This is a genomic window from Pedobacter montanisoli (genome assembly GCF_022809115.1).
GTDB classification, from domain to species: Bacteria; Bacteroidota; Bacteroidia; order Sphingobacteriales; family Sphingobacteriaceae; genus Pedobacter; species Pedobacter montanisoli.
Window position 1 is genome coordinate 719,899 of record NZ_JALGBH010000001.1, and the last position, 14,723, is coordinate 734,621.

General features: G+C 36.4%; 13 protein-coding genes. 8 read left to right on the plus strand and 5 right to left on the minus strand.

Annotation, left to right across the window (positions count from 1 at the left end):
* Nucleotides 1–26: 26 nt before the first annotated feature.
* The 3 genes from MMF97_RS03170 (at nucleotide 27) to MMF97_RS03180 (ending at nucleotide 2,220) form a co-directional block, all read left to right on the plus strand.
* Nucleotides 27–779, plus strand: a complete 753-nt coding sequence (locus tag MMF97_RS03170) for a hypothetical protein (protein WP_243359084.1) — start codon at nucleotides 27–29, stop codon at nucleotides 777–779.
* Nucleotides 779–1,102, plus strand: a complete 324-nt coding sequence (locus MMF97_RS03175) for a hypothetical protein (protein WP_243359085.1) — start codon at nucleotides 779–781, stop codon at nucleotides 1,100–1,102. The genes MMF97_RS03170 and MMF97_RS03175 overlap by 1 nt, the downstream gene beginning before the upstream one ends.
* A 125-nt stretch (nucleotides 1,103–1,227) precedes the next feature.
* Complete coding sequence (locus MMF97_RS03180; protein ID WP_243359087.1) at nucleotides 1,228–2,220, plus strand: DUF3078 domain-containing protein; 993 nt, start codon at nucleotides 1,228–1,230, stop codon at nucleotides 2,218–2,220.
* On the opposite strand, the gene MMF97_RS03185 is transcribed toward MMF97_RS03180, so the two are convergent.
* The 3 genes from MMF97_RS03185 to MMF97_RS03195 all read right to left on the minus strand — a co-directional run bounded on the left by MMF97_RS03185 (nucleotide 2,217) and on the right by MMF97_RS03195 (nucleotide 7,320).
* Nucleotides 2,217–4,649, minus strand: a complete 2,433-nt coding sequence (locus tag MMF97_RS03185; RefSeq protein ID WP_243359089.1) for a DUF5916 domain-containing protein — start codon at nucleotides 4,647–4,649, stop codon at nucleotides 2,217–2,219. The two genes, MMF97_RS03180 and MMF97_RS03185, sit on opposite strands and share 4 nt — an antisense overlap.
* 236 nt (nucleotides 4,650–4,885) lie before the next feature.
* Entirely contained in the window at nucleotides 4,886–6,961 is a 2,076-nt protein-coding gene (locus MMF97_RS03190) for a M56 family metallopeptidase (RefSeq protein ID WP_243359090.1), read from the minus strand.
* Nucleotides 6,958–7,320 (minus strand): BlaI/MecI/CopY family transcriptional regulator, encoded by a 363-nt coding sequence (locus tag MMF97_RS03195; protein ID WP_243359092.1) that lies wholly within the window; start codon nucleotides 7,318–7,320, stop codon nucleotides 6,958–6,960. Before MMF97_RS03195 ends, MMF97_RS03190 begins: the two co-directional genes overlap by 4 nt.
* A gap of 213 nt (nucleotides 7,321–7,533) precedes the next feature.
* Between MMF97_RS03195 and ffh the strand changes: the two genes are divergently transcribed.
* A complete protein-coding gene (ffh, locus tag MMF97_RS03200; RefSeq protein WP_243359094.1) occupies nucleotides 7,534–8,868 on the plus strand; it encodes a signal recognition particle protein in 1,335 nt (444 codons plus the stop codon).
* Nucleotides 8,869–8,955: 87 nt separating this feature from the next.
* Here the strand turns inward: ffh and MMF97_RS03205 are convergent, their stop codons facing one another.
* A complete protein-coding gene (locus MMF97_RS03205; RefSeq protein ID WP_243359096.1) occupies nucleotides 8,956–9,285 on the minus strand; it encodes a YbjQ family protein in 330 nt (109 codons plus the stop codon).
* A gap of 158 nt (nucleotides 9,286–9,443) precedes the next feature.
* On the opposite strand from MMF97_RS03205, the gene MMF97_RS03210 reads away from it, so the two are divergent.
* The gene (locus tag MMF97_RS03210) at nucleotides 9,444–10,127 is read left to right on the plus strand and encodes a tetratricopeptide repeat protein (RefSeq protein ID WP_243359098.1); all 684 of its coding nucleotides are present in this window, start codon (nucleotides 9,444–9,446) and stop codon (nucleotides 10,125–10,127) included.
* Nucleotides 10,128–10,294: 167 nt separating this feature from the next.
* On the plus strand, nucleotides 10,295–12,484 hold the full coding sequence (locus tag MMF97_RS03215) for a carboxy terminal-processing peptidase (RefSeq protein WP_243359099.1): 2,190 nt from the start codon (nucleotides 10,295–10,297) through the stop codon (nucleotides 12,482–12,484).
* A 144-nt stretch (nucleotides 12,485–12,628) separates the two neighbouring features.
* Here the strand turns inward: MMF97_RS03215 and MMF97_RS03220 are convergent, their stop codons facing one another.
* Nucleotides 12,629–13,342, minus strand: a complete 714-nt coding sequence (locus tag MMF97_RS03220; RefSeq protein ID WP_243359100.1) for a DsbA family oxidoreductase — start codon at nucleotides 13,340–13,342, stop codon at nucleotides 12,629–12,631.
* 132 nt (nucleotides 13,343–13,474) lie between these two features.
* Between MMF97_RS03220 and MMF97_RS03225 the strand changes: the two genes are divergently transcribed.
* Together MMF97_RS03225 and MMF97_RS03230 are read left to right on the plus strand one after the other, a co-directional pair.
* A complete protein-coding gene (locus tag MMF97_RS03225) occupies nucleotides 13,475–14,173 on the plus strand; it encodes a YjjG family noncanonical pyrimidine nucleotidase (protein WP_243359101.1) in 699 nt (232 codons plus the stop codon).
* A 13-nt stretch (nucleotides 14,174–14,186) separates the two neighbouring features.
* On the plus strand, nucleotides 14,187–14,705 hold the full coding sequence (locus MMF97_RS03230) for a DinB family protein (RefSeq protein WP_243359104.1): 519 nt from the start codon (nucleotides 14,187–14,189) through the stop codon (nucleotides 14,703–14,705).
* Nucleotides 14,706–14,723 lie beyond the last annotated feature (18 nt).

Below are 14,723 nucleotides of genomic sequence, written 5' to 3' on the forward strand. Positions count from 1 at the left end.
TAATAAATTGTAGTTTTGTTACTGAAATGAAATTTCCGGTTATCTTATTTATTCTGTTATGTGCTTCTGTAAACCTTTTTGCTCAGCAAAAAACGGTGCAGGGTTTTGTTGTAGATAAAGATACCAAATTAAGACTCGCTAAGGTATATATCTATAATTCATCTTCTGATGAAGGCATTTTTAACAATAACAAAGGCGAGTTTACAACTAATATCAAACCTGGAGATACCTTGTTTGCTGCTTTGGGCGGTTATGCTTTAGATACCATAATTTATAAAAACCAAAGTGCTATTGTTTTTCAGCTTAAATCTTTAGGCATCAGATTAAAGGAGGTTCCTATTTATGGCAAAGCCAAAACACCTCAGGAACGTTATGAAAGCCGTAAAAAGGAATATCAATATAAACTGGATAAAGGCAGTGCCAAAGATCTTTTAAATTTAGGACAGACCGGTGTTGGCTTGGGCATTGATGCAATCTATAACCTGTTAAGCCGCGAGGGAAAGAATGCCCGTCAGCTACAGAAAATTTTAGAAAATGATTACAGAGATGAGGTTATTGATTTTCGCTTTAACCCCGAGTATGTGAAACGACTCACCAAAGCCAGCGATGAGGATATTCCTGATTTTATGACACAATACAGGCCAACTTATGAGTTTGTTCTTTCGGCTAGTGAATATACCTTTGTACAGTTTGTAAAAAACAGCTATGCATCTTATAAGCGTAATCCTTCCATGTTCAAATTGCCGCCCCTACCTAAAGTAACTATAGAAAAACTATAATGGCCTTTTTCATCGTGGTTCCCAGTTTACCCGCCGCCGCGATGGCGCTTTATCCGTTTATCCTTGTTAAAAAAGCGATATATAAAGAAGATAAAGTTTTGGTTAACCATGAAAAGATCCATTTCAGGCAACAGCTTGAGTTATTTATCCTGCTTTTTTACCTTCTTTATTTTTGCTTTTACTTGTTTAATCTGCTCAAATATAAAAAGCATGCACTGGCTTACAGTCAAATTCCCTTCGAAAAAGAAGCCTATCAGAAAGAGCTGGATATGAATTATTTAAAAAACCGTCCTTTCTACTTTTGGATAAACTTTCTAAAGTAAGTGAAAAGTTGGAAGTCCGATGACCGAAGCTCAAAGTCTTATATCTCATATCTAAATACTAACATCCAACAAAAACCTGGCTTCTTATTTTTATTCCGCTTTATTTTTCTGTTATTTTGTAAGCAATGAAGCAGTTGTTATATAGTTTTCTCATAGCCCTTTTTTGCTCTTATTATACCTTTGCCCAGGAGATTGATACCATTCCTTTTAATTTAAAGGATATGGAAATTAAGCTTAAACGCAATCCGCTACCCAGCCGTTTAGGCCCACTTATCTTTGAACCTGTTACGCTACCTGCAAATCTGGTTCAGGCAAAGATTAATTACTGGAAAACCAAAGCAACCGTTACCATAAACGTAAACCAGGCTTCGTTCAGTAACAATTGGAAAGGTGGTGGTGTAAACTCTATTGCCATTGGCGGACTGGTAAACCATAAAGCCGAATATAGCAAAGAAAGCTACAGCTATACCAGTGAGGTTATTTTGCAATATGGAAAAGTAAAAAATAAAGACCAGCTGCAAAAGAAAACCAGTGACCGTATTTACTGGGATAACAAAGCTGCAATACAATTATCTAAAAACTGGTATTTCTTTGCTTCTCTAAGTTTCGAATCTCAATTTGACAAGGGTTTTTCTTATTCTAAAGATGCACAGGGTAATGAACAAGCTAAATTGTTATCCAGATTTATGGCTCCCGGATACATTACAGAGTCTCTCGGTTTCGAATACAAACCCAGTAAGGCTTTTTCTACCCGTATTGGTACCGGCACGGCTCGCCAAACTTTTGTGTTAGATACCACCATTTATAAAACTAATCCTAACAATTTTGGTGTTAAAAAAGGCCATCAGTTCAGAAACGAGCTTGCATTTCAGGTGGTAAGTAATTTTGAGAAAGAGATTGTTAAAAACACGGTACTTAAATCAAAGTATAACATCTTTATTCCTTACGATGACCTGAAAAACATTAGCCACCGTTTAGATCTTTCTGTTCTTTCTAAAATAAACCGTTTTATGAATGTATCCTTAACAGGAGTTATTTTATATGATAAAAATATGGACATGAAAGTCCAGGCCAGTCAGGCTTTGGCCTTAGGCCTGGTCTTTGCTTTCCCTCGCTAATTATTATGCTTTTTTTTCATTAGATTCAAGTAATCAACATAATACAATACCTTTAAAGAGATGGTATTATTTTGTGGGCTGGACAGGATTTTATCCAGATTTCTACCATATTGCATTGTATAAAACCGTTCGTTGGTTTCGGCAGCATCTTTATAGGTAACGCTCAGTTCACTTCCAGGAGCAAATTGCCATACATAAACTAAGTCTATATTGAAAACATTATAGTTTCTGTCGGCATTTTGAGGTGCAGCTCCTGTATAAGATTTCAGATAGCCATCTGGTTGCAGCTCATAAAACTCTTTGTTTCTCCTGTCAGACCAATAATGCCTAACCCTGAAAGTAATTCCCATACGATTACTGAAACTGTATTTTGCGTCTATTGAGTTTTCTACGGTACGTCTGTCATATTTTGAGAAAAGCGCTGTATTTCCGTTAGCCGCAACCCAGTTTACCTGATTAAAGTTAGGGTTATAGTTCAGGTCTATGCCCATGGCAAATCGGTTATTAAAACGCATGTTTTGGAAGAAATAAAAATTATAACTGTGGCTATTATATTTAGCCTGTGCCAGATAACGGATATTTCCTCCAAAGTTGTAAGGTTTTGCTCTATTAGGATTTACGTAAACTGCCAGTCTGTAGCTTTCAGGATTTTTATAGACCTGTCCATTTCTCGACTCGTAAAAATCATTCTGCTCTGCTTCCCAAAAGCCATTCAGCTCAACAGACCAGAAATTTTTAAACTGCACATAGGTACCCGGATATATCCCAAATTTCTGGTAATCTCCTGGTTTATATCTTCTTGAGTACATAAGCTCAAACCAAGCTTGTACTTCATTATACCATTTACTGGGTTTGTAAACGTTGTAAGCAACGTTAAGTCCCTGATTCAGAAAATTATTGTTCTGGTAAAATCCCATATCAGAAGGATCAAATTTGGTATCGGCCAGCTCATGTACGTATTGCCAGGTAAAATTACCGCTCTTTTTACCTACCTTAAAGTTATAGCTATAACCATTTCTATCTGCTTTTTCAGAGCTTGCCGTAACATAACTCATCTTTCCGTCTCCACTTACAAAATACTTATTCTGTTTATCGCTCAGATCAAAAAGTGCAGCGCTTACATTTGCATCATAAGCACTGCCCTGCCTAAGTGTACTGGCATTAATAAAACTTACTGAACTGTTATTTTTTAACGACTGGTCTAGAACAATAATGTTATAATTGGTTAAAGGCTGGTTTTCAAACCGGCGACGGTTGCCCTGCGCATCTTCCACTTCAGCATACATTTTGTTGGTTAAAGCATTAAAAACCCCTATTCCTAAACCTCCAGCTGTACGCCCTGATATTTTTGTAGCATTGAGAATTTTGGCTTCCTGTGGGTTTTCTATAAGTGTCTCGCCAGGTTTTACGCCAGATAAATCATGATAGGAAGGAATTGAACCAATCCTTTTGGAGTAAAACAAATCTCCTTTATTGAACATTTCTGTTCCTTCTGTAAAAAACTGCCTGTTCTCATCAAAACGAACTTCAAAAGGCGTTAGATTCAAGATACGATTATCGCTCTGTACCTGACCAAAATCGGGTATCAGGGTCATATCAAGTGTAAAACTTTTATTAATCCCGTATTTCACATCCATCCCGCCGCTAAAAGAAACTTTTGAGTTACTAATTCCCGGTGTATTGTAAGGATAGTGGCTAAAAAGCGTAGCTACATAAGGTGAAAAAGATAAACGCAAAGGCGCCTTTATATTTTGCAAACCTTCTAGTACTCCACTTTGATTAATAAAACCACTTACTTTGGGATCCACCGAATTCCAAAAAAACTGCTGATTAACCCCGGTACGTTTACGGGTGATGTTAAAGCCCCAGTTTTGTATATCCTTTGTAGAGAAACGCAAAGCCGAATATGGAATTTTAAATTCTGCTGTCCATCCTTTATCGTCTATTTTTACGGCGCTATCCCAAACTGCATTCCAGTTGGCATCTTCTCCGCCTATCTGCGAATACTTCGCATCAAACTGAACGCCGGCCGCCGTTACAAAGAACCCATTCCCGTTGATCCCATCTAAAAAGGTATCAAAAATTACCCCTATAAAATCTGCATTTCCTATATTATCTCTCTGTACAATTTCTCTTGTTACACTTTCAGGATTATCATACATACGGGCACCTACATAGATAGCAAAATCATCATATAAGATTTTTACCTCGGTTCTTTTATCTTTAGACTCTGGCTTGCCCGGGTTTGGCCTCATTTCGATAAAATCACCTGCAACAGGGGCATCGGCCCATGCTTCATCATTTAATATTCCATCAACCTTTATAGCTGCTCCGGTTCTTTTTGCCGGAAGTCTCTTTTTAGCAGTGTTTTGTGCAAATGCAGCAATATTTATCAATAGAAAAGCAAAAAATAACGCTTTTATTTTCATTGTTCGTTTGGTTTATTTTTAATTAGATGGCATTAAGCCTGTATATGTTTCACCTAACATCGTTTTTTAACATTTTTTATCAAGGGCACTGATTTCAAAAAACGAGTAATGAAGCTTGTTAAGATTTAAATTTGGTTTTTTAGGCAAAGGGCTCCTTACCAAACTTGTTTCCTGTTATAAATAACCAGGAAACAAGTTTGTAGATTTTGGTTTATTTCAAATAAAATATTGGAGGGTTACTCTACAGAAAGTACTTTCATTTTGATATAGTCTTCTATAGAATCATAATTGTGACCTTTTTTCTTCATAGAGTTGATAAAACCGGGAGTAGTTCCTGTAGCTCTAGCCGAAATCACATCATCAACACTTACATTTTTGAAGCCTATTTTTTTAAAATCGCTAAAGTCACTGGCAGTAATACCCAACGATTTAAAAGAAATTAATTGTTCATCGGTAACTTTTAAGCCCGCAGCCTTAAAGCTCTCAAGAAATTCGGGCGTAACGCCTAATGACTTAAAAGCAAACAAGTTATCGTCTGAAACCTTCAAACCCATATTGATAAAGCCTTGGGCAAATTCAGGTGTAACATTCAACACTTTCTTGGCAATTAGTTTTCCCAGCTCATCATCTTCTCCTGCTTGCATCGTGATTTTTTTAGCTCCCTTTGATTTAGCAACAACTTCTTTTGTTTCCTCATTGGTAACTTTACGATTTTCTGATTCGGCTGCTTTTATGTTTTTAAGGTATTCGCCGTTTATGCCATTTGCCTTTAGCGTAACCAATCTGTCGGCCGAGATTTTTTTATAGCCCGAGGTTTTAACCCCTTCAACAAATTTAGCATCTACATTCAACGCTTTTAATGGTATAAGCTGTTGTAAAGTAAGCCCTTCAATTCCTGCAGTTTTTAAAGATGTGATATATTCAGTATTAACATTTAAGGCAACCAAAGGAATAAGATCTTCTTTAGATATTTGCTGATATCCCATATTTTTTAATGACTTTACATAATCTTTTTTTACATTAATCAGGAAGAATACCAAAAGATCTTTCTCTTTTAGGCCCGCTATCCCTTCTTTATCCATAAAGTTTTTAAAGCCAGCATCAGGATTAAACTTATATCTGCCTCTGCCTGTGTTCCCTTCAAACTTTCCTGTAAAAGTCATTGACCCAGCATCCCGGCTTACCGAGAAAGTTCCTTCGGTATTTACCGGAAGATTTTTAAAATCATTCATAGAAAAAGTCTGCGTACTTTTACTATCTCCGTCATCATCAGATGTAAAGCGAACATTTATCTTGTCGCCTTTAATAGTGGCAAACCAGTCACCTTCACTTTGCATGTATTGAAACGGGTTACTTTTACCGGAAAACTGTCCGCTATTTTTGGCATAAGCTACAGGCTCGTTAAGAAAAGCCATAAAAGCCATTAACAAAGGCAGAATAAAAAGGTATTTCCAGGTAGAATTTACGTTAGATTTTTTTGCGTTCATCATAACTAATCTTTTTTTAAGTATGGATTGATTATAGTTGGTAGTTAAGCTAACCGGAAAATGAGGTACTGAAACTTTTACCAGACTCATCTGGTAGCTTTCAGGTTCAATATCCGAGTGAGCCAACAATTCATTATCGGTTAGAAACTCAAGGTTGTCTTCCATAGCCTTACGATACATCCAGGCGCAAGGATTGAACCATTGAAAAACCAGCGCAAGTTCAACCAAAAGAATATCATAGCTGTGTCCTTGTTGTATATGAATCTTCTCATGGATAATGATCTGGTTATAGGTATCCCAATCATATTTCTCAGGATTAATAAAAATGGTATTGCCAAAAGAACAAGGAGCCTGATCTCCTGAAAGCTCAATAATTCTGAAACGTCCATCTTTAATCATAGGTCGCGAATAGGCTCTGTAAAGCAGAACGCCTAACTGAAAAAGAAAATTGATGCCAAAAACGGCTACACCAAGCCAGTAGATCCACTGTAAAATCTTTAAAGGAGCTATATCTTTAAAGAAAGAATCATTCGCCGCTAATTGAGTATGATCTGTATTAAATGAGGCATCTTCTTGATCTGAAAAGGTTTTATCTGCCTTTAATGCTGGCAGAGGAGGTTTTTCGGGAAAAGGTATGTCTACATTTGCCTTTCTGAAAGACCATTGTTGAGGCACTGGCACTAAAGGCAAACTAAAAGAAAGTGCGAGACAGATTAATAGTACAAACCGGTTCAAGGGAAAGAAAGTTTCCTTTTGTAGTAACAGTTTATAAAACAAGAGGCACCCTGCTAAAATCAGGGCCACACTTAATACATAAAAGGTCATGATTTCCTGTTTTTAATAATCGTGATAATTTCAGTTAACTCTTCTTCTGAGAGATTTTGTTCTTTGGCAAAAAAAGCCAGCATTCGAGGGTAAGAGTTATCAAAATACTGACTTACCACATCTTTTAAAGCATGTTTCTGGTATTCTTCTCTGCTGATAATTGGAAAATAACAGAAAATATTACCGATTACCTCATGTCCTAAAAATCCTTTCTCCTCTAAAATCCTTACCATTGTGGCCACACTGTTGTAATGTGGTTTAGGGTCTGGTAGCAAAGGAATAATATCTCTTATAAAAGCTTTCTCCACATCCCAGAATGCCTGCATAATCTGCTCTTCTCTTTTTGCTAATTTGATCATGTTATAAAATTTGATAAACAAACTTACTACTAATAAATTAATATTAAAACTAATTGATTAGTATTTATGTAACTTTTCAGATACACTTAGAAATAAAAGCAAGGTATTTTAAAATACGAGAATAGAAAAATGGTCTTATAATCAGGATTAAATAGCTTTTAGGCAAAAAAACAATACCTTTGCCTTTTATAAAATACCAAAGCATTAAAAACAATGTTTGAAAATTTACAGGATAAGTTAGACAGAGCATTTAAGGTCTTAAAAGGACAGGGAAGCATTACGGAAATTAACGTGGCTGAAACCATGAAGGAGATCCGTAAAGCGTTATTGGATGCTGACGTAAACTATAAAACAGCCAAAACTTTTACAGATCAGGTAAAAGAAAAAGCTTTAGGAGCAAATGTATTAACTTCTATTTCACCCGGGCAGTTACTTACCAAGATCATGAACGATGAGCTTGCTGCTTTAATGGGTGGTGAGGCTACAGAACTAGATTTAAAAAACAACCCAACTATTATATTAATTGCAGGTTTAAACGGTGCGGGTAAAACCACCTTTACGGGTAAACTTGCTTTACACCTTAAGAGTAAGGGCAAAAAACCTCTTATGGTTGCTGGCGACGTTTATCGTCCGGCGGCTGTTGACCAACTGAAGGTTTTAGGTGAACAGATCGATGTTCCGGTTTATGCCAATACCGAATCCAAAGATCCTGTTGCCATTGCTTTAGAAGGCATTGAAGAGGGTAAAAAGAATAATAACAACGTTGTAATTATAGATACCGCCGGCCGCTTATCAATTGATGAAGCTTTAATGGCCGAAATTTCTGACGTTAAAGCTCAGACCAAGCCTCATGAAATTTTATTTGTGGTTGACTCAATGACTGGACAGGATGCCGTAAATACTGCAAAAGTATTTAACGACAGACTTGATTTTACCGGTGTTGTTTTAACCAAATTAGACGGTGATACTCGTGGCGGTGCTGCCCTATCTATCAAATCGGTTGTTGATAAACCGATTAAATTCATTGGTACAGGCGAGAAAATGGATGCGTTGGATGTCTTTTATCCAGACAGGATGGCTTCGCGTATTCTCGGTATGGGTGATGTGGTTTCCTTAGTAGAAAGAGCTCAGCAGCAATTTGATGAGCAACAAGCCGCTGAACTTCAAAAGAAAATCCGTAAGAATAAGTTTGATTTCAACGATTTCTACAATCAAATCCAACAGATTAAGAAAATGGGTAACATGAAAGATTTAATGGGCATGATACCTGGTGTTGGAAAAATGATGAAGAACGTTGATATTGATGACAATGCTTTTAAGAGTGTTGAGGCTATTATCCAATCTATGACCCCTTTTGAAAAAGAAAATCCTGATGCAATTAATCCGGGTCGCAGAGCCAGGATTGCCAGAGGTTCAGGAACTAAATTAGAGGACGTAAGTAAACTGCTTAAACAGTTTGAGGATATGCGTAAGGTGATGAAACAGTTTTCAAACCCTGCAGCAGCAGCAAAATTAATGAGAAATATGCCAAAAATGCCTCAGCGCTAATTTTTGCAAAAAATAAAGGGGTGTTTAAAAAGGTTACTCTTCCCATTTTACCGGGATTTGCTTTCCAGATTTAAACACCCTTATTTATTACGGAAGATCTTCTAAAATAACGGCCGTACCACTTGCCGCAACCATTAACATACTTCCGCCATTTCCTACCGTTTCGTAATCCAGATCAACACCAATTACAGCATTCGCACCCAATGCCGCAGCGTATTGTTGCATTTCATTAACGGCAGTATTTTTTCCTTCCCTCAAAACCTGCTCATACGAGCCTGATCTTCCGCCTACAATATCTCTTATACCGGCAAAAATATCCTTAAATATATTTGCGCCAATAATTGTTTCTCCTGTTACAAGGCCCAGGTATTTTACTACCTTTTTACCTTCTACCTGATTTGTGGTTGTAATTAACATGCTTATTCGTCTGTTTACAATTTAGATTTTTATCTGCTTTATTTGTTACATTTTTTGTCAACAGCGTTCCATTATTTTCTTTATCTCCTGAAAATCAGAATAAAAGCAGATTTAATGATGTAATTATTTTGTTATATTTGCTTTCCAACTTTTATAAAATGAAAAGAACAGCATTAACGTTCATCGCATTTATAGCATGTAATTGGGCTATGGCTCAAAACTTTATCTCCCCAAATGGGGCAGAAAATGCAGGAAGCCAGCCAGCTATTAATATCGCTGTTATCAGTACCAAAGTATCTAATGCCGATAAGCAAATGGAGCTGGCAGAGTTTAATGAACAAATGGGAGATTTGAGTGGGGCCATTACATTATATAAAAAAGCTGCCGAAGAATATAACGCCGACAAAAAATACAACAAATACGGTTCGGTTCTTTTAAAGATTAGCGCATTGCTACTTGAACAAGAGAATTATAATGAAGCTGAACAGGTTGTTCTTAAATCTGCATTGAAAAATTACTCAAAGATCGGAAGCAGAAACGGGCAAATGTTATCTTATAATATGCTTGGCCGCATTTATTTTGCCGCGAATAAATTAACCCAGTCTATGTGGTTTTATACACAGCAGGGTATATTAGCTCAGCAGCTGAATAATCAATCCATCTATTTAGATTCTGTATTGGGTATTGCAGATATTAAAATCAAGAAAAAAGAATTTGGGCTGGCATCTAAAGATCTGTTAAGAGCAGAGGAACTGGCAAAAGCTTCTAATCTGCTTCAATACAATCAGCGCATAAGGGTAAGTAAATCTGTACTTACAGAAAAAAGCAAAGGCAAAAGTTAAGGTCATTAAGTTAAACCCACATAGATTTTTGCGCAAGCAGAGGTCATTTTTTACTAAGTTTACAAAAAAGATACAGAAAATCGCTGTGTCTTTTTTGTTTATTTAAAAAATTGGTATCATATTGGATGATGTTTTTTACAACAATGGATTTTAAAACAGTTAGAGAGATGCTAAAGAAAATATTCACCATCACGCTTACCGCAGCTGTGCTGGCCTGTAGTGCGCAACCCAAAGCACAAAAGCCTGTAGAAGGAGTGATCAACATTAAACCTGATGAGCAGCAGAGTTTGGTTAGCAGGGAATTGGTCTCATTGATTGAGAACTACAATTACAAAAAAATCAAGATTAACGACTCTATTTCGAGCATTATCTTTGACCGGTATATTAAGGCGTTAGACCCATCTCGCAGTTATTTTGTAAACGCTGATATTACAGAGTTTGAAAAATCCAGGTATAATTTTGATGATTACCTTAGAGAGGGAGACCTAAGCGTTCCTTTTTATATGTTCAATGTCTATTTAAAGAGATATAACCAACGCATTGATTATTCTCTTTCCCGCGTAAACACAAAATATGACTTCAACCAGGATGATTCTTACGTTTATGACCGGGAGAAATTACCTTGGGCAGCATCTCAAAATGAATTAGACAACATTTGGAACAAACGCATAAAATATGAACTGGTAAATTTAAAAATTACCGGTTCTGAGCAAGCCAAGAATTCTGAAACTTTGACCAAAAGATACCAGAACCTAAAATCGCAGGCTGCAAAAGTTAACAATCAGGATGTATTTCAAATCTTAATGGACTCTTTTACAGAGGCTATTGATCCACATACCAATTACTTTAACCCCCGAAACGCAGAAACCTTTAATCAGGAAATGTCAAGATCTCTTGAGGGCATTGGTGCTACGTTACAATTAGACAACGAAGTAACCAAAATTGTTTCTATTGTTGCCGGAAGCCCTGCCTTTAAAAGCAAGCAGCTTAATGCCGGTGATAAAATTATTGCTGTTGCGCAAGGTGAAAACGGGGAGTTTGAAGATGTGATTGGCTGGCGTATAGATAATACTGTAGCTAAAATAAAAGGCCCCAAAGGAACCGTTGTGCGTTTAAAAGTTATTCCTGTTGGACAGGACTTATCATCAAAACCTAAGGTTGTTACCTTAGTGAGAGATAAGATCATTTTAGAAGAACAATCTGCTAAAAAATCAGTAAAAACCATTACTGATAATGGAAAAACATATAAAATAGGGATCATTAAAATCCCTGCTTTTTATGCAGACTTCAAAGCGGCTAATGCCGGCGATCCAAATTACAAAAGTACCACACGCGACGTAAGGTTATTGTTGGATACACTGAAAAATATGGACAAAGTAGATGCCGTGCTTGTAGATTTACGAGCAAATGGTGGAGGTTCTCTAAATGAAGCCGTTGAATTGTCTGGCTTATTTGTAGGTAAAGGCCCTGTTGTACAGGTAAAAGATTACAGAAACAGTGTAAAAGTTTATGATGATGAAGAGAGCAAAGTTGCCTGGTCTGGTCCTTTAGGTGTTATGGTTGACCGTTTAAGCGCATCTGCTTCTGAGATTTTTGCAGGAGCTATGCAGGATTATGGAAGGGGCATTATTATTGGTACCCAAACTTATGGTAAAGGAACCGTACAGTCTTCTATTGATCTGAACTCTATCATGAATCCTTCTATGATCCAAAAACTGATGAGTCTTTTCAATAAGAAAAACGAAACAGCTAAAAACGATAAAAACTCTAATACGGTAACGATTGTAGATAAAAACGGGGTTCCTGTATTAGGTCAGATTAATCTTACTATGGCTAAATTCTATCGTGTAAGTGGTAACAGTACACAGCATAAGGGTGTAATTCCTGATATTCAGTTCCCTTCAATTTATCCTTTAGATAAGATTGGGGAAGATACAGAGCCTTCTGCTTTACCTTTTGACATGATTAAAGCCTCTAATTATACACCTTTTAATGATTTTACTTTAGCTAAGGCTACCTTAAATCAGTTACATAATCAGCGTATGGAAAAATCAGTTGAGTATAAAATCTTAAAAGAAGATGTAGCTGAGGTTAAGCAAAAAGAGAATGAGACTTCTGTTCCTTTAAATGAAGCCAAGCTAAAAGCAGAACGCGATCAGATAGAAAATAAAAACCTGGCCCGTTTAAATGAAATTCGTGCTTCAAAAGGTTTACCTGCATTAAGCAAAACAGATAAAGCAGCTAATAAGATTATTAATGATGATTTTATTGAGGATGAAAGTGTTAAAATCATGGTAGACCTGATGAGAAATGCCGATAATTTTAAGCTTACCAATAATATTAATTCCTTAAAATAGTACTTACATTAAGAGGCTGTTTAAAAGTCAGTCGTCACCCTGAATTTATTTCAGGGTCTCTCTGAGAGATTCTATAAAATGTTTCAGATTCTGAAACAAGTTCAGAATGACGAATCGCTAGATTTTTTAAACAGCCTCTTTATTTTATATGCTACAGCCTTCATCAGTACATGAAGCTTGATCATCAGCATTTAGAGATGTTAGATTGGGTTGCTGTGTTTTGCTCCATTCATCAAAACTTTGTTTCAATGCGGCTTCAAATGCTTCTACAGGTTGTGCGCCTGAAAGGGCATATTTTCTGTCAAGCACAAAAAAAGGAACTCCCCTTATGCCTATCTGCTGGCTTTCATAAATATCATATCTCACTGCTTCAGCAAATGTTTCTTTATTAAGCGCCTCTTCTGCTTCTGTCCTGTCCAAACCTAAATTGCTAGCAATGTCTAATAATATAACTTTATCGTTTACATCTTTTCCTTCGGTAAAATGTGCCTTAAACAGAGCTTCCTCTGCCTGATTTTGCAGCTTCTTAGTTGCAGCAAAATGAATCAACTGATGTGCTTTAAAAGTATTAGCCGGTATGTTTTTACCAAAATCTACAGATAATCCCGCTTCATCGGCCATGTTTCTAACCTGAGCTGTCATTTGTTTAGCCTGATCTACGCTCATTCCTTTACTGCGCGATAAGTAATCATACACCGTTTCATGATTTTCGTTCTGATAATCAGGATTAAGCTGATAGCTTCTCCACTCTATATCTATCTTATCTTTAAATGGCAGTTTATCCATTGCTTTTTCAAGATGTCTTTTGCCTATATAGCAAAACGGGCACATCACATCCGACCAAATTTCTATTTTCATAATTCAAAAATACAATTCCTTAACAGTCTATTGGTTAGCAGAAAGTAAAAAGCCTGAAGCTTACATTTCGCTGTTTTTTTACATCCGCTTTAAACGGATCTTACTTTTATGCCTTACCTTTATCGGTATATCATGGAAAATACCATAAAACACATCTTTTTTGATTTAGACCACACCATCTGGGATTTTGATCGCAATGCACAGGAAGCACTTTTAGAGTTGTATGACAAATATGATTTAAATGCCTTAGGTGTTTCTTCGGCACAGCAATTTATAGCGCTTTATACGGTTAATAATCATGCTTTATGGGCTATGTATCATAATGGCAAAATCAATAAGGAAACCCTCAGAGAGCAACGATTTAAAAAGACTTTTTTAGAATTAGGCATAAAGCCCGAATTAATACCGAGTGAGTTTGAACAGGACTATGTTCGCATAAGCCCTTATAAAACCAATTTATTTGATGGGGCCCAAAAGGTATTGAGCTATCTTCAGAACAAGTACCACTTACATATTATTTCTAATGGCTTTAAAGAAACTACATTGACAAAGATGAGTGTTTCTAACCTGAACCCTTACTTTAAAAATGTAATTATTTCTGAAGATGTGGGCGTAAACAAACCTGACAAAGCTATTTTTGAATACGCTTTGAATAAAGCTTCTGCATTTAAGCATGAAAGCATCATGATAGGCGACAGTTTAGAGGCTGATATCAGAGGAGCGCAGGATTTCGGGATCAAAGCCATATTTTTTAATCCCGCCAACATAGAAAAACCGACAGATGTAAACTGGCAGATCAACCATTTGGAAGAATTGTTATTACATTTTTAATTAATTTAGATTAATGAGTTTATCAGGGATCAAAACATCTATACAACTGCTAACTGCAAAATATCGGGCTGTATTAGAGACCTTGAATCCTGAACAATTCACTGAAACACCTCCTCTGGGCGGTTGGAGTTATGCTGAGGTGTACAATCATATTTTTGACTCCAGCCTGCTATCTATGATGGCTATCAGTAATTGTATAAAGGGTCAGGGAACAAAAGGTTCTACCCCTTTTAAAGTAAAAATGGTTTTATTATGGGGCAAATTTCCTTCGGGAAAGAAAATAAAAGCTCCTGAAAGAATAGAGAGTCGGGTAAAAAAGATTAGCATAGAAGCTGCCCGTCAACTAATTACTGATTTTGAGATCATGTTTGAAAAACACTTCAGCCTTATAAAAACAGCTGATCCATCTGTTAAAGTAAAACATCCTGTATTAAATCTGCTTAATGCTCGGCAGTGGGTCAGGTTTATTCAAATCCATTTAAAACATCACCTTAAACAGATAGAGCGCATTGAGAATAGTTTTAAGCAATAAAGCTAATTTTGCATATTT